This is a genomic window from Mesorhizobium sp. M1169 (assembly GCF_040318345.1).
Classification (GTDB): domain Bacteria; phylum Pseudomonadota; class Alphaproteobacteria; order Rhizobiales; family Rhizobiaceae; genus Mesorhizobium.
Map to the genome: position 1 here is coordinate 128,889 of NZ_JAMYME010000012.1, position 25,821 is coordinate 154,709.

At 61.8% G+C, this 25,821-nt stretch carries 25 protein-coding genes; 7 read left to right on the forward strand and 18 right to left on the reverse strand.

From position 1 onward, the window contains the following. Positions 1-14 precede the first annotated feature (14 nt). The 5 genes from dapB to NKH41_RS14970 all read right to left on the reverse strand — a co-directional run bounded on the left by dapB (position 15) and on the right by NKH41_RS14970 (position 4,205). Complete coding sequence (dapB, locus tag NKH41_RS14950) at positions 15-821, reverse strand: 4-hydroxy-tetrahydrodipicolinate reductase (protein ID WP_352448952.1); 807 nt, start codon at positions 819-821, stop codon at positions 15-17. Between the two features lie 150 nt (positions 822-971). Beyond that, positions 972-1,535, reverse strand: a complete 564-nt coding sequence (locus NKH41_RS14955) for a GNAT family N-acetyltransferase (RefSeq protein ID WP_352448953.1) — start codon at positions 1,533-1,535, stop codon at positions 972-974. Positions 1,536-1,540: 5 nt separating this feature from the next. Next, positions 1,541-2,392: a 3-mercaptopyruvate sulfurtransferase gene (gene sseA / locus NKH41_RS14960; protein ID WP_352766649.1), complete on the reverse strand. Its 852-nt coding sequence runs from the start codon at positions 2,390-2,392 to the stop codon at positions 1,541-1,543. A gap of 35 nt (positions 2,393-2,427) precedes the next feature. Further along, positions 2,428-3,171, reverse strand: coding sequence for an alanyl-tRNA editing protein (locus NKH41_RS14965; protein ID WP_023675105.1), 744 nt, complete (start codon positions 3,169-3,171; stop codon positions 2,428-2,430). Beyond that, a complete protein-coding gene (locus NKH41_RS14970; RefSeq protein ID WP_023675106.1) occupies positions 3,171-4,205 on the reverse strand; it encodes a cysteine synthase A in 1,035 nt (344 codons plus the stop codon). Before NKH41_RS14970 ends, NKH41_RS14965 begins: the two co-directional genes overlap by 1 nt. 215 nt (positions 4,206-4,420) lie before the next feature. Between NKH41_RS14970 and NKH41_RS14975 the strand changes: the two genes are divergently transcribed. Further along, positions 4,421-5,242 (forward strand): SDR family oxidoreductase, encoded by an 822-nt coding sequence (locus tag NKH41_RS14975; RefSeq protein WP_352457508.1) that lies wholly within the window; start codon positions 4,421-4,423, stop codon positions 5,240-5,242. Between the two features lie 22 nt (positions 5,243-5,264). Further along, entirely contained in the window at positions 5,265-5,423 is a 159-nt protein-coding gene (locus NKH41_RS14980; RefSeq protein ID WP_502893806.1) for a hypothetical protein, read from the forward strand. Between the two features lie 103 nt (positions 5,424-5,526). On the opposite strand, the gene NKH41_RS14985 is transcribed toward NKH41_RS14980, so the two are convergent. Beyond that, positions 5,527-6,945 carry a DEAD/DEAH box helicase gene (locus NKH41_RS14985; RefSeq protein WP_352502945.1) on the reverse strand — a complete coding sequence of 473 codons (1,419 nt, stop codon included), beginning with the start codon at positions 6,943-6,945 and terminating at the stop codon, positions 5,527-5,529. A gap of 387 nt (positions 6,946-7,332) precedes the next feature. Between NKH41_RS14985 and NKH41_RS14990 the strand changes: the two genes are divergently transcribed. Together NKH41_RS14990 and NKH41_RS14995 are read left to right on the forward strand one after the other, a co-directional pair. Then, complete coding sequence (locus tag NKH41_RS14990) at positions 7,333-8,865, forward strand: acyl-CoA carboxylase subunit beta (protein ID WP_352933019.1); 1,533 nt, start codon at positions 7,333-7,335, stop codon at positions 8,863-8,865. Positions 8,866-8,872: 7 nt separating this feature from the next. Continuing rightward, positions 8,873-9,943: a M48 family metallopeptidase gene (locus tag NKH41_RS14995; protein ID WP_352766654.1), complete on the forward strand. Its 1,071-nt coding sequence runs from the start codon at positions 8,873-8,875 to the stop codon at positions 9,941-9,943. 43 nt (positions 9,944-9,986) lie between these two features. Here NKH41_RS14995 and NKH41_RS15000 read toward each other — a convergent pair whose 3' ends face one another. Both NKH41_RS15000 and NKH41_RS15005 read right to left on the reverse strand, forming a co-directional pair. Further along, positions 9,987-11,990 (reverse strand): hypothetical protein, encoded by a 2,004-nt coding sequence (locus tag NKH41_RS15000; RefSeq protein WP_352766656.1) that lies wholly within the window; start codon positions 11,988-11,990, stop codon positions 9,987-9,989. Continuing rightward, the gene (locus tag NKH41_RS15005; protein WP_352471820.1) at positions 11,987-13,516 is read right to left on the reverse strand and encodes an NAD(P)H-hydrate dehydratase; all 1,530 of its coding nucleotides are present in this window, start codon (positions 13,514-13,516) and stop codon (positions 11,987-11,989) included. The genes NKH41_RS15000 and NKH41_RS15005 overlap by 4 nt, the downstream gene beginning before the upstream one ends. A 357-nt stretch (positions 13,517-13,873) precedes the next feature. On the opposite strand from NKH41_RS15005, the gene NKH41_RS15010 reads away from it, so the two are divergent. Next, on the forward strand, positions 13,874-14,212 hold the full coding sequence (locus NKH41_RS15010; protein WP_019857988.1) for a P-II family nitrogen regulator: 339 nt from the start codon (positions 13,874-13,876) through the stop codon (positions 14,210-14,212). 54 nt (positions 14,213-14,266) lie between these two features. Continuing rightward, the gene (gene glnA / locus NKH41_RS15015; RefSeq protein WP_023675115.1) at positions 14,267-15,676 is read left to right on the forward strand and encodes a type I glutamate--ammonia ligase; all 1,410 of its coding nucleotides are present in this window, start codon (positions 14,267-14,269) and stop codon (positions 15,674-15,676) included. A 115-nt stretch (positions 15,677-15,791) separates the two neighbouring features. Here the strand turns inward: glnA and NKH41_RS15020 are convergent, their stop codons facing one another. Beyond that, on the reverse strand, positions 15,792-16,832 hold the full coding sequence (locus NKH41_RS15020) for a glutamine synthetase beta-grasp domain-containing protein (protein WP_023717535.1): 1,041 nt from the start codon (positions 16,830-16,832) through the stop codon (positions 15,792-15,794). A 319-nt stretch (positions 16,833-17,151) separates the two neighbouring features. On the opposite strand from NKH41_RS15020, the gene NKH41_RS15025 reads away from it, so the two are divergent. Further along, positions 17,152-17,346 carry a DUF2735 domain-containing protein gene (locus NKH41_RS15025; protein WP_352451032.1) on the forward strand — a complete coding sequence of 65 codons (195 nt, stop codon included), beginning with the start codon at positions 17,152-17,154 and terminating at the stop codon, positions 17,344-17,346. Positions 17,347-17,422: 76 nt separating this feature from the next. Here NKH41_RS15025 and NKH41_RS15030 read toward each other — a convergent pair whose 3' ends face one another. The 9 genes from NKH41_RS15030 to NKH41_RS15070 all read right to left on the reverse strand — a co-directional run bounded on the left by NKH41_RS15030 (position 17,423) and on the right by NKH41_RS15070 (position 25,790). Next, complete coding sequence (locus NKH41_RS15030; protein WP_352451033.1) at positions 17,423-19,312, reverse strand: MFS transporter; 1,890 nt, start codon at positions 19,310-19,312, stop codon at positions 17,423-17,425. A 187-nt stretch (positions 19,313-19,499) separates the two neighbouring features. Then, entirely contained in the window at positions 19,500-20,291 is a 792-nt protein-coding gene (locus NKH41_RS15035; RefSeq protein ID WP_352766658.1) for an ATP12 family chaperone protein, read from the reverse strand. Positions 20,292-20,293: 2 nt separating this feature from the next. Then, a complete protein-coding gene (locus NKH41_RS15040) occupies positions 20,294-21,151 on the reverse strand; it encodes a DMT family transporter (protein WP_502895615.1) in 858 nt (285 codons plus the stop codon). A 68-nt stretch (positions 21,152-21,219) separates the two neighbouring features. Continuing rightward, positions 21,220-22,200 carry an RluA family pseudouridine synthase gene (locus NKH41_RS15045; RefSeq protein WP_352766662.1) on the reverse strand — a complete coding sequence of 327 codons (981 nt, stop codon included), beginning with the start codon at positions 22,198-22,200 and terminating at the stop codon, positions 21,220-21,222. A 62-nt stretch (positions 22,201-22,262) separates the two neighbouring features. Next, positions 22,263-22,601, reverse strand: a complete 339-nt coding sequence (locus NKH41_RS15050) for a DUF190 domain-containing protein (protein ID WP_352451038.1) — start codon at positions 22,599-22,601, stop codon at positions 22,263-22,265. Next, positions 22,598-22,969, reverse strand: coding sequence for a CrcB family protein (locus NKH41_RS15055; protein ID WP_352766955.1), 372 nt, complete (start codon positions 22,967-22,969; stop codon positions 22,598-22,600). Before NKH41_RS15055 ends, NKH41_RS15050 begins: the two co-directional genes overlap by 4 nt. 125 nt (positions 22,970-23,094) lie before the next feature. Then, positions 23,095-23,481, reverse strand: a complete 387-nt coding sequence (gene crcB / locus NKH41_RS15060) for a fluoride efflux transporter CrcB (protein ID WP_352451040.1) — start codon at positions 23,479-23,481, stop codon at positions 23,095-23,097. A 31-nt stretch (positions 23,482-23,512) separates the two neighbouring features. Further along, positions 23,513-24,343 carry an aspartyl/asparaginyl beta-hydroxylase domain-containing protein gene (locus NKH41_RS15065; protein ID WP_352451041.1) on the reverse strand — a complete coding sequence of 277 codons (831 nt, stop codon included), beginning with the start codon at positions 24,341-24,343 and terminating at the stop codon, positions 23,513-23,515. Positions 24,344-24,479: 136 nt separating this feature from the next. Then, a complete protein-coding gene (locus NKH41_RS15070) occupies positions 24,480-25,790 on the reverse strand; it encodes a replication-associated recombination protein A (protein ID WP_352471813.1) in 1,311 nt (436 codons plus the stop codon). Positions 25,791-25,821: the final 31 nt, after the last annotated feature.

A 25,821-nucleotide genomic window follows, 5' to 3' on the forward strand; every position in this document is an offset into this window, starting at 1 on the left:
CCTGCCGAAATGGATCAATCCATCAGCGCGTCGAGACCACGAACCAGACCTTTGATCTGCTGTACCCGTCTGATGGCGAGCAGCGTGCCCGCCACGTAAGGCGCCGCGGACGAGCCGGCGTCGTGGCGTATGGTCAGCCGCTCGTCTGGCAAACCGAACAGCGCCTCGCAGGACAGGATGTAGGACGGCAGGCGAAGCGCGTGCACTTGCACCCCCTCGCCTGCGCCGACCGCACCACCGCGTGTGGCCGGCACGCCGGAGACCTCGGAGACCGGCTTTGCCGTTGAGGCCTTGCGGATGTCGGCCAGCGCTTCAGCAAGCTCTCGTGCGGTTCCGGAGGGCGCGTCGGGCTTCTTTGCACTAGCATAATCGATGACCTCGACATCCGGCACGTATTTTGCCGCCATAAGTGCAAACCGCTTCATCAGCGTGGCGGTGATGGAAAAGTTGCCAGCGGCAACAACGCCGACGCCATTGGCGCGCGCCGCGGCGTCGATCTCGGCATAGTCGGCAGCTCCCAGTCCCGACGTGCCGATCACCGTGTGCCGTCCGTTGTCGATGGCGAGCAGCACATGGTCTTTCACGACATGCGGCTTGGTGAAGTCGACCAGCACGTCCGACGGCGCCTCCAGCGCCTCGGCCAGCGAGGCCGAAACGGCAATACCATTAGCCGGCATACCAACCAGCAGACCGGAATCCTGCCCCGCGCCGCTGCGGGATACAGCCCCGGCCAGCGCCATGTCGCCTTGCGCCCCGATCGCCGGAACCAGCGCTTTGCCGACCCAGCCGGTCGCGCCGGCCATTACCACGCGTATTGCCATCGTGCGATCCTCCATCACCCATCGGGTTTTTAGACGATAGCGATATGGAAAGAGCCAAGCTCATTCAAGTCGGGCTCGCCTTTGAGTGTTGATCCAGAGACTCTGGGACATTGCAAGACAAGCTGAAGCTCGGATGAACGGGCCTGAAAATCAGGGCCGCATGACGCTGGCCGCGCGCTCGGCAAAAGACATCGGATGTACGACCTCCTTTTTTTGCGCCACTGGCGTAAAGCCGAGTTTTTGATAGAGCGGCAGTGCTGCTGGGTGATCGAGGGTGCAGGTCTGCACCGTCACCCGCTTTGGCCCGTGCGACCATGCCGCGGCGATTGCCGCACCAAGGAACCAGCGGCCGATGCCTTGCCCGGTCGCGTGCTCCATCATTCCGAAATAAGCGAGTTCCACTTCCTCCGGCAAATGCGGCTTGAGGTCGAAGAAGCCGGCCGGCGCACCATCCAGATAAAGCACCCTGATGTCGCGGTCCTCGCGGTGGATGCCCGCCGCAAGCTCCTCGTCGCTCAGCCTCAGCACATTGACCCAGTGCCATTTGCGGCCCACCCGATCCATCAAATAGCGGTAGAAATGCAGCGGAATGTCTTTGGTCTTGAGCAGCGCGATCTGGCGGTTGTACGGCAGCGGCGGCGAATACGCAGGCGGCACATGCATTTCGAGAAACGTCACGGTGACGTCGATGTCTTCCAGCGATCCGTCTTCCATCCCCGTCAGTCCTTGCCCGTCACGACGGGCGTGTCGGAAAGCCCGCCCCATTCGGTCCATGAACCGTCATAAAGCCTGTTGTCGGCATGGCCAAGCGTCTCCAAAGCCAGCGTGACAGCTGCCGCGGTGACGCCCGACCCGCAGGAGGTGACGACCGGCTTCGACAGGTCGATGCCGGCTCCTTCGATCACTTTGCGCAGCCTGTCCTTCGGCAACAATTCGCCGTTTTCCGAAAGCGCCGAAAATGGCACGTTGTGCGCGCCCGGCATATGGCCGGAGCGGATGCCGGGGCGCGGCTCCGGCTCGGTGCCGGCAAAACGGCCAGGCGAGCGCGCGTCGGCGATCTGGCTCTCCCCCGTCTCGACGATCCGGCGCATGTCGGCAAGGCTGGCGACGCGGGCGGCATCGAAGTTGGCATAAAACACGCAAGGCGCGATCTTCGTCGGCTCCGCCGTCACCGGCCGTCCGGCGGCTTTCCAACGATCGAACCCGCCGTCGAGTATATGGACCTGGAACACGCCCATGACGCGAAACAACCACCAGGCGCGCGGTGCAGAAAAGAACCCTGGCCCGTCATAGACAACAATCGTGTCATCGGCCGAAATACCCATCGCGCCGACATATTGCGCGAAATGCTGCGGCGACGGCAGCGTGTGCGGCAGAGCCGCGTCGGGGTCCGAAACCGCATCCTGGTCGAGGAAGCGGGCGCCTGGAATATGCGCTACGTCGTACTCGGCGCGCGCGTCACGCTTTTGCGCCGGCAGATACCAGGACGCGTCGACAATCGTCAGGCCGGGTTCGCCGAGCCGCTTCTGTAACCAATCGGCATCGATGGTGAAAGGACTGTCGTCGGCCATCTTTTCTCTCCTGTCCCGCCCGTTGCAGTCCTATATCAGGCTGGCGGCATAGGACCAAAGCGAATGCGGAAGCGCCGGTTCTCGCGGCCCTTCTTCTCGATCTTGCCGATATGGATCTCGCCGATTTCGCTGGTGCTCTTTACATGGGTGCCGCCGCAAGGCTGGCTGTCGATCGAGGCGTTCTCGCCGATGCAGACCAATCGGATCCTTCCCGTGCCGGCCGGGGGCCGCACATTCTTGGATTTCACCAAGCCCGGATTGGATGCCAGTTCCTCGTCGGAAATGAGCCGGGTGAAGATCGGATGGTCGGCTCGCACCAGTTCCATCAGTCTGGCCGTCACGTCTTCCTTGGTAAAGCCGGCATCCGGGATGTCGAAATCGATACGGCTGTCGTCCTCGGAAACCGCGGCGCCGGTGATCGGGAACGGACAGACGACGGTAAGCAGGTGGCAGGCAGAATGCATGCGCATCAGCAACTGCCGCCGCGGCCAGTCGATGGCGAGCCTCATGCGCTCGCCCACCTTTGGAACTGCCTGCTCCGGCGCCGGCACATGGATGATCTCGTCCTTGGTTTCGCCGGTGATCGTAGCGGCAATCGCTATGCCGGTGCCGTCGGCGCGTTCGAGGCTGCCGGTGTCGCCCGGCTGCCCGCCCGATGTGGCGTAAAACACCGTCCGGTCCAGAATGATGCCGCCGCGATCATTGACTGCGACGACGGTGGCGTCGGCCGTCCCCAGATAGGCGTCGTCACGAAACAGCGCTTCGGTCTTGTGCGCCATCACGCAACCCTTTCGAACGGTACTGAAATCGTGCTCTGTTGCTCCATCCACCCCGGCACCGGCAGCTTCTTTTCGCGCAGGAATTCAGGATTGAACAGCTTCGACTGGTAGCGCGTGCCGTAGTCGCAAAGCATGGTCACGATAGTGTGGCCGGGGCCTAGCTCGCGCGCCAGGCGAATGGCGCCGGCAATGTTGATGCCCGTCGAACCGCCAACGCAAAGCCCCTCCTCCTGGATCAGGTCGAATACGATCGGCAGCGCGTCCTCGTCGGGGATCTGGAAGGCAAAATCGGGTGTAAAGCCTTGGAGGTTGGCGGTGATCCGCCCCTGCCCGATGCCTTCGGTGATCGAACTGCCCTCGGATTTCAGCTCGCCGCTGGTGTAGAAGGAATAGAGCGCTGCCCCCAGCGGATCGGCCAGCGCGATCTTGACCTGATTGTTTTTGGCCTTCAGCCCGAAACCGACGCCTGCCAGAGTGCCGCCGGAACCGACCGCCGACACGAAACCATCCACCTTGCCGTCGGTCTGGTTCCAGATTTCTTCGGCCGTGGTGCGGATATGGCCGTCACGGTTGGCGACATTGTCGAACTGGTTAGCCCAGATCGCGCCGTTCGGCTCGCTCTTGGCCATCTGCTCGGCCAGCCGGCCCGACAGCTTCACGTAGTTGTTCGGGTTCTTGTAGGGCACGGCGGGCACTTCGATCAGCTCTGCGCCGAGCAGTTTGATGGTATCCTTCTTCTCCTGGCTCTGGGTGTCAGGAATGACGATCACGGTGCGGTAGCCAAGCGCCTTGGCAACCAGTGTCAATCCGATGCCGGTGTTGCCGGCCGTCCCCTCGACGATGACGCCGCCGGGCCGCAGCAGCCCGCGCTGTTCGGCATCGCGGATGATGAACAGGCCGGCGCGGTCCTTTACCGACTGCCCGGGATTCATGAATTCGGCCTTGCCCAGGATCTCGCAGCCGGTTGCTTCCGAGGCCTTGTTGAGGCGGATCAGGGGCGTGTTGCCGATCACGTCGATCACAGAACGGGGCATGGAGATTCCTTTGTGGGTGCGGCGAAACCCTAGAAACCCGAAGCTTCGGTTTCAAGGCAAGAATTTGCCTGGTCCAGTCGCATTTCGCACACTGCAATTGCTGCAGCCAGGAGCGCCCGACCGGTATTCATTTCAACCATGTACCGAAAAGCACTCTTTTCATTCGATTTCTTCACCGGTAGAGCACAGGCTAAGAAGAGCCGGCGGGGCGCAACATGACACTCTATCGGGCCAATCCGAAGCATGGCGTCGCCTGGATTACGGGCGGCAGCAGCGGTATCGGCCGTTCGCTGGCCAAGGATCTTGCCGCTCGGGGCTATGTCGTCGCGGTGACTGCGCCAGATGACCATCCGATCGATACGCTCATCGTCGAAACGGCGCAGATGGCGGGCCGTGTCGCAGCCTATCCTTGCGACGTGACCGACGAAAAACGCATGGCGAAGACGGTTGCAGCGATCGAGAAAGATCTCGGTCCGATCGTGTTGGCAGTGTTCAACGCTGGAAGCTATATCGCAACGCCGGGCGAGGATCTTGTGGCGCGCAATTTCCGTCGGTCTTTCGAAGTCAATTATTTTGGCATCATCAATGGCCTGCTGCCGGTCATCGAACGCATGCGCGTGCGCTCGCGCGGCCATGTCGTGCTGATCGGTTCGGTCACCGCCTATTTCGGCTGGCCCACCACCGCCGCCTATGGCGGCACCAAGGCGGCGGTCAATATCCTGGCCGAGTCGCTGAAATACGATTTCGACAAGATGAACGTCCGCATCCAGGTGATTAATCCGGGCTTTGTCGACACGCGGCTGACCGAAAAGAACTTCCTGCCGATGCCGGGCTTGATGCCGGTCAATCTGGCCTCGCGCCGCATCGCGCAAGGCATCGAATACGGCGGCTTCGAAGTCACTTTCCCACGCCGCCTGAGTTGGACGCTGAAACTGCTCAGGATGCTGCCGAGGCCGTTCTGCCGATGGGTGATCAGCACGGTCACCCGCTGGAATGCGCGGCCGCTGAATTTCGACCGCAAGCCGCCAGTCGAGTAGGATCGGTGATGGGCGAGCGATCGTGTTTGCGGGTCGCTGGGGCGCCGCACATGAATTGGTACCGGTCGACGATACCGGCGACCCGGACAACCACGCCATTGCCGGCGACGCGCTGTCGCCATCGACCACGGTTTTCCTCGCGCAGCGGATCGTCGTGTGGATCGAGGCGGTGGTAAAGTGAACCAAAGGCCCCCAAAGCAAGAGAGCGACCGAAGCATCGCTCCGGTCGCTCTCTTCAATCGTGTGTGACCAAGCCAGGCTTGGCCGACCGCAACACGGTCAGATTATGCGGCCCGCGCTGCTGGCCGCTTGCCGCCGAAGCGGCGCTTGTTATTGCCCTTGAAGGGCTTGGCGCCTTCCGGCTTGCGCTCGCCCGCAAAGGCCGGCTTGTCCCCGAACCGCTTCTTGCCGAAGCCGTTGTTTGCGCCGCCGGGCCGCCTGCCGTCGCGACGGCCATTGTGGTCGTTGCGATCGTTGGCCGGTTCGAAGCTGCGCTCGTTCTTCTCGGCGGGATTGCGCTGCGGATCGGGGCTGCCGAGATGGTCGGCAACGATCGGCAGCTTGGTGCGGATGATGCGCTCGACCTGACGCAGCTTGCTGTTTTCAGACGGGTCGCAGAGTGTGATGGCGATGCCGTCCATGCCGTTGCGGCCGGTGCGGCCGATGCGGTGGACATAGCTCTCCGCCTCGTCCGGCAGGTCGAAATTCACCACATGGCTGATGCCGGGCACGTCGATGCCGCGTGCCGCAATGTCGGTCGCCACGAGAATGCGCACCGAACCCTCACGGAAATCGTTGAGTGCCTTCTGACGGGCATTCTGCGACTTGTTGCCGTGGATGACGGCGGCCTTGAAGCCGTCGCGCTCGAGATCCTTGGTCACCCTGTCGGCGCCATGCTTGGTGCGCGAGAAGATGATGACGGACTTCATCGCCTCATCGGCAAGCATGTTGGCCAGCACCTGGCGCTTCTGCTTGGTGCGGGCAAAGACGACGCCCTGCACGATCTCGGCTGCCGCGGTGCTGTGAGGAGCGACTTCGACGCGGATCGGGTTCTTCAGCAGGCCTTTCGCCAGTTCGGCGATCTCGGCCGGCATGGTCGCCGAGAACAGCACCGTCTGACGGTCCGGCGCCGTCGCCTTGGCGATGCGCTTCACGTCGTTGATGAAGCCCATGTCGAGCATGCGGTCGCCTTCGTCGAGCACCAGCCATTTGGTGTCGGCAAGCATCAGGTCGCCTTCACGCACAAGGTCGGTCAGCCGACCGGGCGTTGCGATCAGGATGTCGACGCCGGGCGCAACCTTCTTCACCTGGCTGAAGCGCGAGACGCCGCCCAGCACGAGCGCGGTCGAGACATGCGCGCCCTTGGCGAGCAGCTTGATCATCTCCTCGATCTGCACCGCGAGTTCACGTGTCGGCGCCAGGATCAGCGCTCGGGCCGTCTTCGGCCGGCGCTTGGTACCAAGTGCGATGATCTTCGACAGGATCGGCAGCGCGAACGCCGCCGTCTTGCCCGAGCCGGTCTGGGCGATGCCGAAAATGTCGCGGCCTTCGAGCTGCGGCGGGATCGCCTGGGCCTGGATCGGCTTCGGATCGGTAAAACCGGCGGCATTGGTGGCCTTGAGCAGTGCGCCGGTGATTCCAAGTGCGGCGAAACCGTTCGGTTCCGCAGTGTCCTTACCGGTCAAAGTGTTTTCATTGGTCAAAATATTCTTCTTTCATGCGGCTCCTGGCCGCAAACATCGATGGCGGCAGGGCGCAACCTGCCGTCGAAAATTGTCATGAAACGACAAGGCGGGCGGACGTCATCGTCCGCACGGCTGCGCTGTCGTGCCCGCAGGCTTCATGCCACGGGGCTTTTTCGCCACCTTGCCGATATGTCGGGAAGAGGGAAAACAGACGCAACCAGTCTCATTCATCGAGAAGGCCGGAGTGTCCCGGCCCAAGCGCCTATGCCGCCGCATATGGCCCAGTTCGCATCGAAATGCAAGGGGCCTGATGTTGCAGCGCAGCAAAAGCCATGAGGAAGCGGCGCTTGCGCTCTCTCGCGGGCATGATTACCACAATGCAGCTTTCCGTTTCGGGGACCGGTCATGAAGGACGTGCTGAAGGAACTCGAGCGCCGCCGCGAGATCGCCCGCATGGGCGGCGGCCAGGCCCGCATCGACGCCCAGCACAAGAAGGGCAAGCTGACCGCCCGCGAACGCATAGACGTCTTTCTCGACGAGGGCTCGTTCGAGGAGTTCGACATGTATGTCGAGCACCGCTCGACCGATTTCGGCATGGAGAAAACCAAGATCGCCGGCGACGGCGTCGTTACCGGCTGGGGCACCGTCAACGGTCGCCCGGTCTATCTTTTCGCCAAGGATTTCACCGTGTTCGGCGGCTCGCTGTCCGAGGCCCATGCCGAAAAGGTGGTCAAGGTCCAGGAGATGGCGCTGCGCAATCGCGCGCCGATCATCGGCCTTTACGACGCCGGCGGCGCCCGCATCCAGGAAGGCGTGGCGGCGCTCGGCGGCTATGCCGAGATCTTCCAGCGCAATGTACTGGCCTCCGGCGTCATCCCGCAGATTTCACTGATCATGGGCCCCTGCGCCGGCGGCGATGTCTATTCGCCGGCGATGACTGACTTCATCTTCATGGTTCGCGAAACCTCCTACATGTTCGTCACCGGGCCGGATGTGGTGAAGACCGTAACCAACGAGACGGTCACCGCCGAAAGCCTCGGCGGCGCTTCTATCCACACGACGAAGTCCTCGATCGCCGACGGAGCCTACGACAATGACGTCGAGGCGCTGCTGCAGATGCGCCGGCTGGTCGATCTGCTGCCCGCTTCCAACACGGCGGAAATTCCCGAGATCGAATGCTACCAGTCGGTCACCGATCACGATCTGTCGCTCGACAGGCTGATCCCCGACAATGCCAACAAACCCTACGACATCAAAGAGTTGATCCTTAAAGTTGCCGACGAGGGTGACTTCTTCGAGATCCAGCAGAATTTTGCGAAAAACATCGTCACCGGCTTCGGCCGTATCGAGGGCCGCACCGTCGGCTTCGTCGCCAACCAGCCGATGGTGCTGGCCGGCGTGCTCGATTCGGATGCCAGCCGCAAGGCGGCTCGTTTCGTGCGCTTCTGCGACTGCTTCTCGATCCCGATCGTCACCTTCGTCGACGTGCCGGGCTTCCTGCCCCGCACCGCGCAGGAATATGGCGGGTTGATCAAGCACGGCGCCAAGCTTCTGTTCGCCTATGCCGAAGCGACCGTGCCAAAGATCACCGTCATCACCAGAAAGGCCTATGGCGGTGCCTATGACGTCATGGCGTCAAAGCATTTGCGCGGTGACATGAACTATGCGTGGCCAACGGCGCAGATTGCGGTGATGGGCGCCAGGGGCGCAGTCGAGATCATCTATCGCAAGGATATCGGCGACGCGGAGAAAATTGCAGCGCACACAAAAGCTTACGAGGATCGCTTCCTGTCCCCCTTCGTTGCCGCCGAGCGTGGCTATGTCGACGAGGTGATCATGCCGCATTCAACCCGCCGCCGCATCGCCCGCGCGCTCAGGATGCTGCGCAACAAGGATATGCAAAACCCCTGGAAGAAGCACGACAACATTCCGCTGTGAGGGGTTGATGTCGCGCCTGGTCTTCTACATGGGAGCGCGCTTCGGCAGGTTTGCCGTCCTGCTTTTCGATCTGCCGCTGTTCTGCCCAACAGTCTTATGGTTCTGGTTTCTCGACCGGCATCCGCTCGCCGTCATCGCGGCTGGCGTTGTTGCGATCCCAGCTGCGATGCTGGGCATGGTTCTGTTGATCGGGACATTGTTCGCCGGTTTTCGACCCAGCAAGGTGGACGGGATTACTCGGGAATCAGCCCCGAAATTATGGGCCATCTGGGAGAGTATTGCCGGCAAACACCGCGCCAGCCGGACTACCATCGTGCTGAGCCCCGATCTCAACGCCAGTATCGGTGAAGAGCGGCCGTTTCTGGGCCTGCTTGGTCGCAGGGCAATTCTCACCGTGGGCCTGCCGCTGCTCGCAGTGACCGACCAAAAGGGGGTTGCGGCGATCTTGGCCCATGAGGACGCCCATCTGAAAAATAAAGATACAAATGGCGGGCTCAACCTGGCCGAACTCGAAAAGAGCTTCGATCTAATCTTCGACTTCGCCCCACCGGGAAAAACAGTTTCGGGCAGCCTGTTCTACTGGATGCTTGGCCCGCTGTCGCGCACGCTGGAGCGCGAAGAAATACGGTTGTCGCGGCGGGCGGAAATTGACGCGGATCGTCATGCAGCGATGTCCGGCGATGCATATGAAGCGGCCCGCGCCCTGCTGCTGGTCGGTGCCGCCAGTGCGTTCTTCGATGACCAAGTGTATATTCCGCTTAAACGTGAACTGCTTGGCACCATGGTACCGCCTCGTCCACCACTCGAAAGAATTCTGGCGGCCGCCAGTCACCTGTCGAGGCTTCCCATCCTTCAAGAATATGCGCAAAAGGCCTGGGACGCGCCAGATAACGAAAGCGCGGATCATCCGCCCTGGTCCGAACGCTTGACTGCTCTTGGATTTAGCTCGGCTCCAAAGATAGAACCAGTTCTGGTTTCCGCCTTGTCGAGCCTGCTGAGCGATGAGGTCGTCGCCGAACGCGTCCGGCATTTCGACGGTGAATGGACATCGAACATCGCCGACGACCTCGATCGATAGCTGTCCGCCTGGAGCTACTGCGGCCAATGTCAGAGTCGTCGGCCTATTCCGCTTCCGCTGCTCCGAACCCGGCTCCCATCGTCGCGCGGACGGCGCCCGACCACGGCGTGGCGTGATTGTCGATGCGCATCTGGAAGATGAAGTAGGTCGGCGAGCAGAAGCCGATGCCCTTCACCTTGCCGATACCGGGTGTATCCGGCGGCAGCGACTGACACATGTAATCCTCTCGGCAGAAATGGTCGGCCGAGCAGGCAGGACGATTGCCGCGATTGACGGCGCCGCCCAGGCACTGGTCGAAATTATTGGTCGCCACGCAGGTGTCGAATTTCTTGCCGCCAACCAGCCCGCAAATCTCGTTCGGCATCGGCTTGCCCGTCTTGAAGGCGGCAAAGCTGCGATCCCGGTCATCGCAGCCGCGATAGGCGATACCCGCCGGCACACCGATCTTCGGCGGTCGGCAGGTGTAGGCGGCGCGCGAAATGCCCGGCGCGAACGCGGCGAACTGACCGGTGATGGTATACCGGTCATTGAAAGGCCGTGCCGGGTTGCTGGCGATGGATCCCGTTAAACAAGGGTGGCCGGAAAACATGTCTTCGCTGTCCTTGGGCAACAGGCATTGCGCCAGCTTGGTGCGCACGCCGGACGCGGTGGTCAACGGCGTGCAGACGGTGCCGCCACCGCATTGCCATGTCGCGCCGAAGCGGGCCGCATCTTCCGGCATGAAGCACGGCATCGCCATTTCGGCCGGCGAATAGGCAATTTCGCCGGCATCGTTCCATGTCGCCGGCGGCGCGAAGGACAGCGGGCGGAAGCGGTTCGGTTCCTTGCCGTCGGTAGTCGCGTGCAGCCAGGCGACGCGGCGCGGGATGTCGGCGTGGAGATGCGGCGAGATGCCGACCTCGATGCGGTTGAGCGGCGAGGTCGTCTTGTCGTCAAGTCCGATAAAATGGAAGCCGGCGGTCGAGCCCGCCTGATGGCAGCCCTGGCAGGCGCCGTTGTCCAGCCGCTCGGCCAGTGCCTCCGGCGTGCGCACCAGCTTCATAGCAGAGAAATCGACACCAGCGAAATCCGCGGACTGGAACAGTGGCGTGAACAGGTGGTTAGCCTGCCTCGCACTGCCGAAGGTCGACCAAGAGATGACCTTCCTTGCCAGGAATTCCTCGGGAATCTCGTAGACGCCGAGATCGACCGCCGCGACATTGGTGCGGACATAGTCGGCAAGTCTTGCTTTCAGCGCAGCATCTTCGGCGAGACGTGCCGTGTCGGGCGTGTTTTCCAGCGGCTTTTCGCTGACAGCCGCTCCATCGATGCCGAAAATTCGCATGAGATAGGCAGCCTGCCCGCCGAATTCGGTCTCCTGGCCGGAGGGGAAGCGCACCACTTGCGCATTGAGCTCGAGCTGCTTGAAGGTGAGCGCCGTCCTTTCCAGCGGCCCACCGGTCAGCCAGCCGGCATCGACGCTCTCGTCGAGTTGTGGTGCCCAGCGTCCCGCGACGCCGACACAACCGCCGTCGACATCGGGCGCCACGCTGTAGACGGCGTTGAAGTTGAATGGCAGACGCGAGGCCAGAACCTTGCCGTCTTTGCGGAAACTGTAAGCTAGGCGATAGATGAGGCGCACCTCGCCGCAACTTCCGTCACCTTTCAGCGCGGTGAAATCGCGCCGGTCGAGCCTGTTGACGATACCGACCAGCCGGAAGCGCGCCGCCTCGGTCTTCAGCCAGCGCATGTCCATGATGCGGCCGACATTGCCGTCGGTCACCTCGTAGAGCGTGCGCCCGCCGGCCTTCATCTCGGCCCGCAATGCCGCGACGTCGCTTGCAATCGTTTCGACGATCGCGTGATAGGCCGGCGCCTTGTCGTAAAGCGTCTTCAAATCGCCCTTGCCATCGACGCCGAAAATGCCGGCGAGGCCAAAGCCCTTGGCGTCAAGCTGGGCGAGAACGGCCGGGTCGTCGACGATGGTCAGCGGAGTTCCGGCGTTCGCGGCCTGCGCCATGGATATGGCACTAATGATCGCAACGAGCAGCGCAATCAGGCGGTTCATTCGGCAGCCTTCCCGCGGCTTTCAACGAGCTCGCGCAGGACCGGCACCAGCGCCAGCGGTAGGTCCTCGGCGATCAGCCCCGGTCCGAAACGGCTGCCGGCCTCGGCATGGATCCAGACTGCCGCACAGGCCGCTTCAAAGGCCGGCATGCCCTGCGCCAGCAGCGCGGCGATGATACCCGACAGCACGTCGCCCGAACCGGCGGTGGCCAGCCAAGGCGCGCCATTGTCGTTGATCGCTGCCCGGCCATCGGGGGCCGCAATCACAGTGTCGGCACCCTTGTAGACGAGAGTGGCGTTGGCTCGTTCGGCTGCGGCGCGTGCCTTGGCGAGTTTGGACAGGTCCTTGTCCTCGGCGATATCTGAAAAAAGCCTGGCGAATTCGCCGTCATGCGGCGTCATCACCAGAGCCGGCGCGCTCGGCCGGCTGGCGGCTTCGAACAGGGCATCCGGCGCGTCGCGAAACGAGGTGACGCCGTCGGCGTCGAGCACCAAGGCCTCAATCCCGCCGCCCTGCCCATGGGCGCCATTCAGCACGGCCAGGGCGAATTCGCGCGTCTTCTCACCAATGCCAAATCCCGGGCCGAGCACGAAGGCCGATGGCCGGCGGCTGCCGACGAATTCGTCCACATCCGCGACAGTGTCTAGCTTGCGCAGCATGATCGAGGTCAGATGCGCCGCGTTCACATGGATGGCGTTCGCCGGCGACAGCAAGGTGACGGCCCCTGCCCCGCTCCTGGCCGCGGCAAGCGCCGACAGCCGCGCAGCACCCGTCGCCGACGGCCCGCCGGAAAAGACGCCGACATGGCCGCGTTTATACTTATGGGCGTCGACGGCCGGAACCGGAAAGCGGCCAAGCCAGAGCGCCGGAATGTTCTCGAATGTTCGTGGTTCAAGCTGCGCAACAACACTGTCGCTTATGCCGATATCAGCGAGCACGATTTCGCCGCACAGCTCGCGCCCCGGTAACAAAAGATGGCCTGGCTTTTTTCGCGCAAAGGTCACGGTGATTCGGGCGTGGAAAGCCTGACCGAGGACATTGCCGCTCTCACCGGAGACGCCCGACGGCAGGTCGACCGCGACGACCGGCGAATTCAACTCCGCCACATTATCGATCGCCTTGGCGGGGTCGCCGGATAGCGGCTTGGACAGCCCCGCCCCGTAAAGCGCATCGACCACGATCGAGCCCGTCTCGGCAACGAAATCCGACAGCGGCCGAGCTTCAACCGGGCACTCCGAGGCAGCGACTGCCGCATCGCTGCCGCCTTTAGGCGATCCGGACGCCCATACCGAGACGTCGACGGCGCTCTCCCGAAGGATGCGCGCCACGACATAGCCGTCGCCGCCATTGTTGCCGGGGCCGCAAAGCACATGGACGCGCGTTGCGTTCGGGTAGCGCTTGAGTACTACGGCAGCAACCGCAGCACCGGCATTGCGCATCAGGCCGATGCCGTCGAATGGACCAGCGGCAATCGCCAGCCGGTCGGCCTCAGCCATTTCGGACGGAGACAGAAGTTCATTGCTCATGCGGGCGACATGCACATCATTTCCCCAAGCATTGTCCAGTTTTTGATCCGACGCAAACCACGAAGGTCCCCAAGCAATTTGGCGGCGTACATCGTTCGGGACGACGGCGCGCAGCTGCCCATGAAATACCCGATCTGCCCAATTTTTGTGCGGACGGCAGGACCGGCGGTGTGTAGGCTCGCGGCATTCATGGCGCATCCAACGCTGCGAATGACGCGAATGTACATTCCCGCGTGGCATGGTATCCAAATCATGTGAGGCCGTTCGGCGCCCCATCAATTGGCACAGTTCGTGCTTGATTGAGGCGCAAGCGGGGCTCACAACCCGTCTTTTTTGGCAGTGGAGGCCACTTTTTACATGAAAAAGATCGAAGCGATCATCAAGCCGTTCAAGCTAGACGAAGTGAAGGAAGCGCTTCAGGAGGCCGGCCTGCAAGGTATCACCGTTACCGAGGCCAAAGGGTTTGGCCGCCAGAAGGGCCATACCGAGCTTTATCGCGGCGCCGAATATGTCGTCGACTTCCTGCCGAAGGTGAAAATCGAAGTCGTGCTCGGCGACGATGCGGTCGAAGCCGCGATCGAAGCCATCCGCAAGGCGGCCCAGACCGGCCGCATCGGCGACGGTAAGATCTTCGTCTCCAATATCGAGGAAGTGGTGCGCATTCGCACCGGCGAAACCGGCATGGACGCCGTCTGAATTTTCCCGTTAAAAGGCCATGTTCAAAACGTCATCACATAGGGAAGCAGGGACATGACGACAGCCAAAGACATCATGAAGCAGATCAAGGACAACGACGTTAAGTTCGTCGATCTGCGCTTCACCGATCCGAAGGGCAAACTGCAGCACGTTACGATGGATGTCGTCGAGGTCGAGGAAGACATGTTTGCCGATGGCGTCATGTTCGATGGTTCCTCGATCGCTGGCTGGAAGGCGATCAACGAGTCCGACATGGTGCTGATGCCGGATTCCGATACGGTGCATATGGACCCGTTCTTCGCGCAGTCGACCATGGTCATCCTGTGCGACATCCTCGATCCGATCTCCGGGGAGTCCTACAATCGCGACCCGCGCGGCACCGCTAAAAAAGCCGAGGCCTACATGAAGGCCGAAGGCATCGGCGACCAAATCTTCGTCGGTCCTGAAGCCGAGTTCTTCGTGTTCGACGACGTCAAGTACAAGGCCGATCCTTACAACACCGGCTTCAGGCTGGATTCGACCGAACTGCCGTCCAATGACGACACCGACTACGAGACCGGCAACCTCGGTCATCGGCCGCGCATCAAGGGCGGCTATTTCCCGGTGCCGCCGGTCGATTCGGCGCAGGACATGCGCTCGGAAATGCTCACCGTGCTCGCCGAGATGGGCGTGCGCGTTGAAAAGCACCATCACGAAGTGGCCGCCGCCCAGCACGAGCTCGGCATCAAGTTCGACACGCTGGTCCGCAACGCCGACAAGATGCTGATCTATAAATATGTCGTGCACCAGGTCGCCAACGCCTACGGCAAGACGGCCACTTTCATGCCGAAGCCGGTGTTCGGCGACAATGGCTCGGGCATGCATGTCCACCAGTCGATCTGGAAGGAAGGCAAGCCGACCTTCGCCGGCAACGAATATGCCGGCCTGTCCGAGAGCTGCCTGTTCTATATCGGCGGCATCATCAAGCATGCCAAGGCGATCAACGCCTTTACCAACCCGCTGACCAACTCCTACAAGCGCCTGGTGCCGGGTTATGAAGCGCCGGTGCTGCTCGCCTATTCGGCACGCAACCGCTCGGCCTCGTGCCGCATTCCGTTCGGCTCGTCGCCGAAGGCCAAGCGCGTCGAGGTCCGCTTCCCCGATCCGGGCGCGAACCCCTATCTTGCGTTCGCCGCCATGCTGATGGCCGGCCTTGACGGCATCAAGAACAAGATCCACCCGGGACAGCCGATGGACAAGGATCTCTACGACCTGCCGCCGAAGGAATTGAAGAAAATCCCGACCGTCTGCGGCTCGCTGCGCGAGGCTTTGCAGAGCCTCGACAAGGACCGCGGCTTCCTGAAGGCCGGCGGCGTATTCGACGACGACCAGATCGACAGCTATATCGAGCTCAAGATGGCCGAGGTAATGCGCTTCGAAATGACCCCGCATCCGGTCGAATACGATATGTATTATTCGGTGTGATCCGGATCGTTGCAGCCAATAGAAAAAACCCCGGCAGAGACGCCGGGGTTTTTATTGTGATGCGATTGGAGAGAAAGTCACAGCGCAGACCTGAGGTCCACGCCATGACGAATGCTCAAGCCGCGGCCGAAACCTCGGCGCTGGTCGGGACGGAGGCGATCGTCTTCAATATCTGCGAGGCGATCTGGTAGGGGTCGCCCTGCGAATTCGGCCGGCGATCTTCGAGATAGCCCTTGTAGCCGTTGTTGATGAAGGAGTGCGGCACGCGGATCGAGGCACCGCGATCGGCGATGCCATAGCTGAACCTGTTCCACGGCGCGGTCTCGTGCTTGCCGGTCAAACGCTTGTCGTTGTCCGGCCCGTAGACGGCGATGTGATCCATCAGGTTCTTGTCGAAAGCCGCCATCAGCGCTTCGAAATACGCCTTGCCGCCGACTTCGCGCATATAGGCTGTCGAGAAGTTGGCATGCATTCCCGAGCCGTTCCAGTCGGTGTCGCCGAGCGGCTTGCAGTGATATTCGATGTCGATGCCGTATTTCTCGGTCAGGCGCTGCATCAAATAGCGTGCCATCCACATCTGGTCGGCGGCCTTCTTGGAGCCCTTGCCGAAGATCTGGAATTCCCACTGGCCTTTGGCCACTTCGGCGTTGATGCCTTCATGGTTGATGCCGGCGGCAAGGCAAAGGTCGAGATGCTCCTCGACGATCTGCCTGGCGACGGAGCCGACATTGCTATAGCCGACGCCGGTATAGTACGGGCCTTGCGGCGCCGGATAGCCGCTCTCGGGGAAGCCGAGCGGGCGGCCGTCCTTGTAGAAGAAATACTCCTGCTCGAAGCCGAACCAGGCGCCCTCGTCGTCGAGGATGGTGGCGCGTTTGTTGGACGCATGCGGCGTGACGCCGTCCGGCATCATGACCTCGCACATGACGAGCGCGCCATTAGTGCGGGCGGGATCCGGATAAACGGCGACCGGCTTCAAAACGCAGTCGGAGCTGTGGCCCTCGGCCTGCATGGTCGAAGAACCGTCGAAGCCCCACAGCGGAAGCTGGTCAAGCGTCGGAAACTCGGCGTAGTCCTTGACCTGCGTCTTTCCGCGAAGATTGGGAACCGGGGTGTATCCATCGAGCCAAATGTACTCGAGCTTGTATTTCGTCATTCTAGCCTCTCGTTGTTTGATCACCGAACCCTGGATGGCGCCGGGGCGAGCCGGCCTATCCAGCAGCCGACCTGCCGGATTACTAAAATGCAATTCGTGTGCCATTCTCGCCGGCGATGGATGCGGCAAAAGTGAGGTTGTATCCGCCCAAAATCGCTGGTCCGCGGTCATGCTGCGTTCGGATCATCCACAAGCACATTTTGCACAAATAATATGCAAGTACTGATCTTTTCGTAATCATATTGCCTATTTCGATTGCTGAACCTATGTTGGGGAAAGGTTGAATCGGCAAGGTTCTGTCGAAGAAAGGAAACCGACAATGGAAATCACTTCCACTCGTCAGTCGGCCAAAATCCTGATGTTCCCGGTGGCAGCGCGCGCTTCTGCCTCAAATTTAAGCGGAAAGGCTAAGTTCGCGGCAGAACTTGCTTCGTTGCGCAACCGCACGGATTTCGGAAGTGCCTGGTATCATGAGGCAGCGATCGAGGAAGCGAACCAGGATCGGAAGAGCTAAGCCCTGCGCTCGATAAATTGAAAAAGCCCGGCGCGATCGCTCGCGCCGGGCTTTGCTTTGAACCGGACAGGCCGGCTTACTGTTTGGTGTGCAGGTCCGTTCCGAGCGTATCCCTGACAAAGATCATGCCGATGATCAGCGACATCGCCGCGATCACCACCGGGTACCACAGTCCATAGTAGATATCGCCCTTGTAGGCGCTGAGCGCGAACACCGTCGCCGGCAGCAGCCCGCCGAACCAGCCATTGCCGATATGGTAGGGCAGCGACATGCCGGTGTAGCGGATGCGGGTCGGGAACATCTCGACCAGGATCGCGGCGATCGGCCCGTAGACCATCGTGACGAAGATCACGAGGATGAGCAGGATACCGATCGTCATCGGCCAGTTGACCGCCGCCGGGTCGGCGAACATGGCGAAGGGACCACCGCCCGGTACGGTGTAGACGGTGACCTCGGGAGCTCCCGCAGCCTCATCGGCAGTCAGCAGCTTGTCCTTGATCGCCTGGTCGGTCGGAACCATGGCCTTCTCGCCGGCGCGGATCGCGGCCGCATCGAGCTTCAGTTCGGGATTGGCCGCGATGAAGGCTTCGAGCTTCTGATCCGGCACCTTCGCCGCTGCCCGTTTCAGCGGATAGCCGCCGTCCTGAAGCGCCGTGTTTACCGCCTTGGCGAAAACAGCGTCCTTGGCCTTGGCTTGATCGCCGGCTGCGGTGGCGTCATACGACTCAACCGTCTCGTTGCCGATTTTGACCGACGCAGCAGTGCCGGGCGCTGCCGTGGCCACTACGTCATAAGGCACCGAGTTCTTGGTCAGAAACGAGGTGGCGATATCGCAGGACGTGGTGAACTTCGCCGTGCCCACCGGGTTGAACTGGAACTTGCAGTCTCCTGGTGCCGCGGTCACCGTCGCACGGGTGTTCTGCTGCGCTGTGGCGAGCGCCGGGTTGGCTGCCCAGGTCAGCGCCTTGAACAACGGGAAGGTGCAGACGATCGCCAGTGCAAGGCCGGCCATGATAATCGGCTTGCGGCCGATCTTGTCGGAGAGCCAGCCGAACACGACGAAGAAGATCGAGCCAACAGCCAGAGCAATCGCGATCATGATGTTGACCGATTGCGGATCGACCTTGAGCACGTTCTGCAAGAAGAACAGCGCGTAGAACTGGCCATTGTACCAAACTACGGCCTGACCGGCCGTGAGGCCGAGCAGCGCCAGCAGCGCGATCTTGGCGTTCTTCCACTGACCGAAGGCTTCTGACAGCGGCGCCTTGGAGCCTTTGCCTTCGTCCTTCATGCGCTGGAAGGTCGGCGATTCAGAAAGCGACAGCCGGATCCAGATCGAAATGCCGAGGAGGAGGAAGGAAACGATGAACGGAATGCGCCAGCCCCAGGCGGCGTAGGTTTCCTTGGTCATCGACCCCTGGACGATCAGGATGACGATCAGCGACAGGAACAGGCCGAGCGTTGCCGTCGTCTGTATCCACGACGTGTAGTAGCCGCGGCGATCGTCGGGTGCATGCTCGGCGACATAGGTGGCGGCACCGCCATACTCGCCACCGAGCGCCAGGCCTTGCAACATGCGCAAGATGATCAGGATCACGGGAGCGGCGATGCCCAAAGTCGCATAGCCAGGCAGCAAGCCGACCAGGAAGGTCGACAGGCCCATGATCGTCATGGTGACAAGGAAAGTGTATTTACGGCCGACAAGGTCGCCGATGCGGCCGAACAGCAATGCGCCGAACGGGCGCACGAGGAAGCCAGCGGCAAACGCCAGCAGCGCGAAAATATTGCGCGTCGCTTCCGGAATGGTTGGACTGAAAAAAGTCGAACCAATGAACACTGCCAGCGAGCCGTAGAGATAAAAATCGTACCATTCGAAAACGGTGCCGAGCGAGGAAGCGAAGATGACCTTCTTCTCCTCGCGCGTCATGCCGCGGCTTGTTTTGCCGGCGGTCGATGCCATTGCCATGAGCGTATCCTCCCGTGTGATTCCGTCAGTCCTCGATGCTGCGCGTCATCGTCCGCGTTTCCTCGGAACGCAGACTCAGTGCAGCCACCAGTACAAAAAATGACAGAAAGCGCCGTCCAGAGGCAGACCGTCTTTGGGATTATGACTTTGGTCTAATGTGCAGTGCGAAATAGAAACGACGGTGCGGTCAGCCTTTGAGAGCTTCGAGCAGCGTGACTGCCGCCATCATGTCGCGCTTGCGGGCCGCGCGGTGCGCGACGGCCTCGGCATCATGGCCCCATTGCTCGGCCTGCCAGTCCTCGTCGACATGACCGGCAGCCCAGGCCGCCTCGCCGTCGAGCTCGCCGAAGTCGACGGCCAGCGCCAGCAGCGCCGATCCGGTCAGCGACGTCATGACGTGGATGGCGGCAAGGCGCAGCGGATCGGCACGTTGGGCAAGATGCTGGCCAAGCAGCGCGATACTCTCGCGCGGCTGTTCGACATGGATCACGCCTTCGGCAAGATGGAACCGGGCGCCGAGAGCGCTGCGCACCCAGCTGATGACCGGATCCCAATGCTCGTTCTGCCGGTCGACGAGTCCTTGGGGCGCATCGGCGCGGTAGCAGAGCAGATCGGACGAGGCAAAGCGCAGGATGTCCTCCAGCACGGCCTGGGGATCACTGGCGACGCCATCGATCGCCGTATTGACCAGACGCATCACCGGCATCGTCACCGGGTTGATGGTCTCCTCCTGTGCGGCGAATTCCTCGGCGACGAGAGCAGCCGCCTTTTCGGTCGGCAGCGCCAGCAGCGCCTTGGCCGGCGTGCGGACGGGCTTGCCGTCGAGATGGACGGCAAAACCGTCTTCGACCGGTGCTACCGCGACGGTCTTGTAGAAGCGCTTCGGCAGCGGCGTCTTCATCTGGATCTGGGCGCGACGCACCGGGTCCGGATCGGAGAGCTGCTTTCCAGCTTCGAGGTCGTTCAATATATCGCGCATGCTCATCCGGGACTTTGTTTTCGGACCGGCCGGTTGACGATGATGAGTCCGGCGGCGATCAGGGCGAGTGCCAGGAAGATACTAACGGTCAGCGGCTCGTTCAAGAACACGGCGCCGCACAGCACACCAAACACCGGCGACAGGAAAGTGAAGCTCGACAGTCCAGATGCAGGGTAGCGCCGCAGCAGCCAGAACCACAGCACATAGGTGAAGGCGACGACATAGACGGCCTGGAACAACAGCGCCAAGGTCGGCAGAACGGCAAAGCTGCGGACCGGCGGCCCGGCAAAAGGCATCACCAAAATGCCGATGACGGCGGCCCCGGCCAGCTGATAGAGCAGCAGCTTTTCGGCGCTGGCCGTCACCAGCTTCGACCGCTTGATGACGATATTGGTCACGGCCCACAGAATGCCGGCACCGAGACTGAGCAAATCGCCACCCAATGTTGCGCCGCCATTGGCGCTCAGTTTATCGGAAAACACCGCGATCAATCCGGCGAAAGCGAGCAGAAGACCAACGAGCTTGCGTGCCGTGATGCTTTCGCCCAGCAGGAAATGACCGCCGACCAACATCCAGAACGGCATGGTGTTGACCAGCAAAGTGTTGCGCACGACAGTGGTATGCTCGAGCCCGACATAGAGAAACAGGAACTCGAGACCGAAAAGCGCGCCTGCCAGAATGCCGGCGACGAGGGTCTTGTCGGGCGTGAACAGCGCAATGCCGCGCCAGCGGCACCAGCCGAAAACACACAGGCCGCCGATCACCGAGCGGGCGATCGACAGGAAAACGGGATCGTAGCCGGCATAGGAGATCTTGGCGGCGACGTAGTTCAGCCCCCAGGAAAAAGTCAGCCCAACCATGATGGCGGCTGCCGCCAGATCGACCGCGTCACGGCGGTCGAGGGTTTCTGTGGCGACGCCCACCGTCGCTAGTCCTCGGCACTCTGCTCGTCGAAACCGAGCAGGTTCCAGCTCTGGCGCATATGCGGCGGCATCGGTGCGGTGACGTCGACAAAGCCCTTGTCGGGATGCGGGATAACGATGCGGCGCGCGTGCAGATGCAGCCGGTTCTGCATGCCGCCTGGAAAATCCCAATTGGTGTCGGCCTCGAAATATTTGGGGTCGCCGATGATCGGGCAACCGATATGGGCGGCATGGACGCGAAGCTGGTGGGTGCGCCCGGTATAGGGTTCCATTTCCAGCCAGGACAGCGTCTGCGCCGCCTGCTCGACTATGCGATAATAGGAGACGGCGTGATCGGCGCCCTTTTCGCCATGCTTGGCGATACGCACACGATCGCCGTCGGGCGTCGGTTCCTTGATCAGCCAGGTCGAGATCTTGTCCTCGCGCTTCGGCGGCACGCCCTTGACCAGCGCCCAGTAGGTTTTCTTCGTCTCACGCGCCCGGAACGCTTCGGCGAGCTTCATGGCGGCGAGCCTTGTACGGGCGACAACCAGCACACCCGACGTGTCGCGGTCGAGCCGGTGCACCAGGCGCGGCTTCTCGCCCTTCTGGTTGCGCCAGGCTTCCAGCATGTCGTCGACATTGCGGGTGACGCCCGAGCCGCCCTGCACTGCCAGGCCGGCCGGCTTGTTGAAGACGAAGACCTTCGGGTCCTCATGGATCAGCATCTTTGCCAAAACGTCGGCGTCGCCCTGGTTGCGGATCGAATGACCGGTGAGCGGGCTTTCACTTTTCTTGTCGACTTCGAGCGGCGGCACACGCACCGTCTGGCCGGCTTCGACGCGGGTATCGGCCTTCACCCTGCCGCCGTCGAGGCGGATCTGGCCGGAACGCAGCAGCTTCTGCAGATGACCGAAACCGAGACCGGGGAAATGGCTCTTGAACCAGCGATCGAGCCGCATGCCCGCCTCGCCGGCGTCCACTGTGATCTGTTCAACGCCTGCCATGATTCCAATCGCCGTTTTGCAGGCATGCAACGGCATTCGCCGGTACCCGCAATCTCACTCGCTTATTCGTTGTCGGTTCCATATTGCAGAACCTGAACTTTCTCCAGCGTAATCAAACCACTTGTCATGATTGTTTCAAGCACGGGCAGGAAAGCGGCCAATTTTTCCTCGTCATCGACGATCTCGATGACGAGTGGCAGATCCTCCGATAGGCGGAGGATCTTCGTGGTGTGAAGCCGGCTGGAATGGCCGAACCCCATCGCGCCGCGCAGGACGGTCGCGCCGGCTATCTGCATTTCGCGGGCCCTCAGCACAATAACCTCATACAGCGGACGGCCATCTGCCCTGTCGTTTTCGCCGATAAAGATGCGCAGCAATTGTGCCTGTGTTGGTATCTTCATTGCCTGGACCCTCTCAGCCGGTTGAGCCGAACTGCAAAGATGTGGCCAAGCCAGACGGCGGCAAGCCAGGCCACCACGGAGATCGCGATATTGAGTCCCGCGGCCACAAACCTCCCGCCTTGCGCGAGGATGAGTGTTTCAAGGCTGAAAGCGGAGAAGGTCGTCAGGCCGCCGCAGAAGCCGGCCATGAAGAATTGACGTTGCAGCGGACCGGCGAAGACGCGACCATCCGGTCCCGTCAATGTCGCGTAGAAGCCGATGAGGAACGAGCCAACAAAATTGACGAGGAGCGTGCCGAAGGGAAATCCAGCGCCCCACAGGGCAGTGCTCGTCGATGAGGCAAGCGCCCGCAACACACCGCCGATCATGCTGCCTGCGGCCACGGTCGCATAGAGCCGAACCGTTTCGTTGGTTCTGCGACGGCCAATGAGGCGCGCCGCATGCCCTGCCGCGGCAGTGTCCGTCCCGTCGTGGCGGAGCTTCCGCGGGCCGCTCACCGCGCCCCGCTGCCAATCAGAAGACTTCCGGCGGCAAAACCCAGCGTCACGCCGCCGAGGCTCAGAAAAACCGAAAGCAGCACATTTCCGCCGGCGCGCCGCCATTCGCCCTCGCGCGCCAGCGCCAGCGTCTGCAGGCTGAAGGAAGAAACCGTGGTATAGCAGCCGAGGCCGCCGGTAACGGTAAAGGCCCAGATGGCGGGCATGCCGTCGCGCGCCACCGCATGCGCAACGACACCGATTGCAAACGCTCCCGAGACATTGACGGCCATAGTGCCCCAGGGAAAGGTCTCGCCGACCCGGCGGGCGACGAAGCCGGACAGGAAGAAGCGGGCCATTGCACCGATCGCGCCACCAAGGCAGACAAGCAACAGATGATACATCGTGCTCCCTCGCGCCGGTCACACCATGGTGTCAGGCGGCTCCGGCCTTCTTCGGCTTGCTGGAGCCGATCATCTTCCAGTTCTTGTAGAACATGGCATTGATGCGCTCGACGCTGACCGAAACGATGGCGAGAAGAGCGGCAATCATGCCGGGAAATGGCGATGGCCGGATGATGTCCATGAACACGCAGTAGCGGCGCCCATCATATTCGTTGACCGATCGGTGCAGCAGCGTGTCGTCGAAAATATAGAGCGGATTGTCGTGCCAGTAGTTCCTGGCGTTGTTGCACTCGACGAAAACCTCGGCCTTCACCGGGAGAAGATTGTAGAGAATGCGCAGGCTGAGCCGCAGCGGTCCGAAATGCCAGGAGGTCGATTCCCTGCCCCTAAACACCGACACGGCGATGGTCTTGATGTATTTGAAATCCTTGTTGAATTCGGCAACGTTGTCGATTTTGTGCTTGCCATACCACTGGTAGACATACATGCCGCGCCGGCCGCTGCCGAAATTGGCGTCGATATCGGCGATGATCTCGTCCTTGCGCGCTTTGAAGACGTCCAGAACCTCGTTGACCTCACGCTGATAGTCCGGAGGAAACTGGTCCAGTTTCCAGACACCGCGGTTTCTGTAGCACAGCAGATCGACCAGCAGATTGAAGGGCGAAAGCAGCCAGGTGAAGATGCCGTTGCCGAGGAAATAACCACTGAACAGGGCCCAGTTCTTGTTGTCGTTGCGCAACACGTCGATCAGGCCGAGGACAATGAAAATTGTCGTCAGGATGGGAATGAAATAGAAGCCGAGCGCCAGCAGCGGGATCGCTATGGCGAACTTCCGGAGGGTCTTGCGAGTTCTTTTTGTCATTTTTCCACGCGCCAGGCGCGATTCCGTTCTGAATATCGTCGGTACGTTTCTGGCCTGTCCGCCGGCCGAAGGCGCATCTTGATAGGGTTTTTTATCCCGCCAGACAACGGCGATCACACCAGTGTGCGACTGGCAGCTACTTTTCCCGCTCGCTGCGCCGCTTGGCCCAATAATCCAGCCGCTTCCTGATATCGCGCTCGAAGCCGCGCTCGGGCGGGTCGTAGAATGTCTGCCTTCCCATCTTCTCCGGAAAATAGTCCTGGCCGGAAAAAGCGTCGGGCTCGTCGTGGTCGTAGCGATAGCCGGCGCCGTAATCTTCCTGTTTCATCAGCTTGGTCGGAGCATTGAGAATGTGCTTGGGCGGCAGCAGCGAACCGAATTCCTTCGCCGCCTGTGTGGCGGCCTTGAACGCGGTATAGACTGCATTGGATTTCGGCGCGGTGGCGAGATAGACGGTCGCCTCGGCGAAGGCCAGTTCGCCCTCGGGCGAGCCCAGATAGTCATAGGCGTCCTTGGCGGCGTTAGCGACGACGAGCGCCTGCGGGTCGGCCAGCCCGATATCCTCCATCGCCATGCGCACCAACCGGCGCCCGAGATAAAGCGGATCTTCGCCGGCGTCGAACATGCGGGCGAGATAGTAGAGTGCCGCGTCGGGGTCGGAGCCGCGCACCGATTTGTGCAAGGCGGAGATCAAATTGTAGTGGCCGTCCTGTCCCTTGTCGTAGATCGGCGCGCGGCGCTGGACGATGCGCTGCAGAGCTTCGGCGCCGAACACCTCCTTTGATTTCGCTGCGCGCCAGACCTCTTCGGCGAGCGTCAGCGCCGCGCGGCCGTCGCCGTCGCTCATGCGGATGAGCATCGCCCGCGCGTCTTCATCGAGCGGCAGCGCCCTGCCCTCTGCCTCTTCGGCCCGCGCCAGCAGCTTGGCGATACTGTCCTCGCCGAGTGAGTGAAAGACCAGCACACGCGCGCGCGACAAAAGCGCGGCGTTAAGCTCGAAGGATGGATTCTCCGTGGTGGCGCCGACCAGCACGACGGTGCCGTCTTCCATCACGGGCAGAAAACTGTCCTGCTGGGCGCGGTTGAAGCGATGGATCTCGTCGACGAACAGCAGCGTCTGGCGGCCGTTCGAGCGGCGCAGCTTCGCTGCCTCGAACACTTTCTTCAGGTCGGCAACGCCGGAAAACACGGCCGAGATCTGTTCGAAGGCGAGGCTTGTCTCGCCGGCAAGCAGCCGTGCGACCGTTGTCTTGCCGGTGCCGGGCGGGCCCCAGAAGATCATCGAGCCGAGCGAGCCGGAGCCGATCAGCCGCGTCAGCGCGCCGTCGGGTCCGGTCAGATGCTCCTGGCCGACGACCTCGCCGAGGTTCTTCGGGCGCAGACGGTCCGCCAGCGGCCTGCCGGGCGGCGTCTTTTCCGGTTCGTCGACACTGAACAGATCGGCCATGCAACTTCTTCTGCCTGGAGTCCGATCATGC

Coding starts and splice junctions, on each gene's coding strand:
- NKH41_RS14955 (WP_352448953.1), bottom strand. CDS start 1,535: ATGGAAGACGGATCGCTGGAAGACATCGACGTCACCGTGACGTTTCTC.
- NKH41_RS15050 (WP_352451038.1), bottom strand. CDS start 22,601: ATGAAGATACCAACACAGGCACAATTGCTGCGCATCTTTATCGGCGAA.
- NKH41_RS15010 (WP_019857988.1), top strand. CDS start 13,874: ATGAAAAAGATCGAAGCGATCATCAAGCCGTTCAAGCTAGACGAAGTG.
- NKH41_RS15035 (WP_352766658.1), bottom strand. CDS start 20,291: ATGCGCGATATATTGAACGACCTCGAAGCTGGAAAGCAGCTCTCCGAT.
- NKH41_RS14970 (WP_023675106.1), bottom strand. CDS start 4,205: ATGCCCCGTTCTGTGATCGACGTGATCGGCAACACGCCCCTGATCCGC.
- NKH41_RS14995 (WP_352766654.1), top strand. CDS start 8,873: ATGTCGCGCCTGGTCTTCTACATGGGAGCGCGCTTCGGCAGGTTTGCC.
- NKH41_RS15070 (WP_352471813.1), bottom strand. CDS start 25,790: ATGGCCGATCTGTTCAGTGTCGACGAACCGGAAAAGACGCCGCCCGGC.
- NKH41_RS15020 (WP_023717535.1), bottom strand. CDS start 16,832: ATGACGAAATACAAGCTCGAGTACATTTGGCTCGATGGATACACCCCG.
- NKH41_RS15065 (WP_352451041.1), bottom strand. CDS start 24,343: ATGACAAAAAGAACTCGCAAGACCCTCCGGAAGTTCGCCATAGCGATC.
- NKH41_RS15025 (WP_352451032.1), top strand. CDS start 17,152: ATGGAAATCACTTCCACTCGTCAGTCGGCCAAAATCCTGATGTTCCCG.
- NKH41_RS14965 (WP_023675105.1), bottom strand. CDS start 3,171: ATGGCGCACAAGACCGAAGCGCTGTTTCGTGACGACGCCTATCTGGGG.
- NKH41_RS15000 (WP_352766656.1), bottom strand. CDS start 11,990: ATGAACCGCCTGATTGCGCTGCTCGTTGCGATCATTAGTGCCATATCC.
- NKH41_RS15045 (WP_352766662.1), bottom strand. CDS start 22,200: ATGGCAGGCGTTGAACAGATCACAGTGGACGCCGGCGAGGCGGGCATG.
- NKH41_RS14990 (WP_352933019.1), top strand. CDS start 7,333: ATGAAGGACGTGCTGAAGGAACTCGAGCGCCGCCGCGAGATCGCCCGC.
- NKH41_RS14975 (WP_352457508.1), top strand. CDS start 4,421: ATGACACTCTATCGGGCCAATCCGAAGCATGGCGTCGCCTGGATTACG.
- glnA (WP_023675115.1), top strand. CDS start 14,267: ATGACGACAGCCAAAGACATCATGAAGCAGATCAAGGACAACGACGTT.
- dapB (WP_352448952.1), bottom strand. CDS start 821: ATGGCAATACGCGTGGTAATGGCCGGCGCGACCGGCTGGGTCGGCAAA.
- NKH41_RS15030 (WP_352451033.1), bottom strand. CDS start 19,312: ATGGCAATGGCATCGACCGCCGGCAAAACAAGCCGCGGCATGACGCGC.
- NKH41_RS15040 (WP_502895615.1), bottom strand. CDS start 21,151: ATGGTTGGGCTGACTTTTTCCTGGGGGCTGAACTACGTCGCCGCCAAG.
- NKH41_RS15005 (WP_352471820.1), bottom strand. CDS start 13,516: ATGAGCAATGAACTTCTGTCTCCGTCCGAAATGGCTGAGGCCGACCGG.
- NKH41_RS15055 (WP_352766955.1), bottom strand. CDS start 22,969: ATGATCGGCGGTGTGTTGCGGGCGCTTGCCTCATCGACGAGCACTGCC.
- crcB (WP_352451040.1), bottom strand. CDS start 23,481: ATGTATCATCTGTTGCTTGTCTGCCTTGGTGGCGCGATCGGTGCAATG.
- sseA (WP_352766649.1), bottom strand. CDS start 2,392: ATGGCCGACGACAGTCCTTTCACCATCGATGCCGATTGGTTACAGAAG.